We start from the raw sequence: 353 nt of genomic DNA on the forward strand, positions 1-353 counted from the left end.
GGTCGGCGACGGCGGCCGGCGGCGCGGCGCCCGGCGCGGAGGCCAGGTGCGCGAGCAATTCGGCCAGTTCGGCGGACAGGTCGGCCAGCGCGTCGCTGCAACCGCCGCGGTTGCCGGCGGCCAGCAATTGTTCAAGCGCCGCCGCCGCGTTGGCGAGCGTGACGGCGCCGATATTGCTGGCCAGCCCCTTGAGCGTATGCGCCTCCCGTGTCGCCGCACTCAGGTCGTTGCTGTCGATGGCGGCGGCAATGCGCGCCATGGCGTCGCCCTGCGTCTCGGCGAAGCGCGTGAGCAAGCGCTGCAGCAGGCCGGCGTTGCCGCCCAGCCGTTGCAGCGCCGCCGCCAGCTCCAGG

At 74.5% G+C, this 353-nt stretch carries 1 protein-coding gene; it reads right to left on the reverse strand.

The features are described from left to right. The coding region (locus tag GJ695_RS29455) for an Hpt domain-containing protein (protein ID WP_166455430.1) at positions 1-353 on the reverse strand (353 nt) is incomplete at both ends.

This window comes from Duganella alba, assembly GCF_009674495.1.
Classification (GTDB): Bacteria; Pseudomonadota; Gammaproteobacteria; order Burkholderiales; family Burkholderiaceae_D; genus Rugamonas; species Rugamonas alba.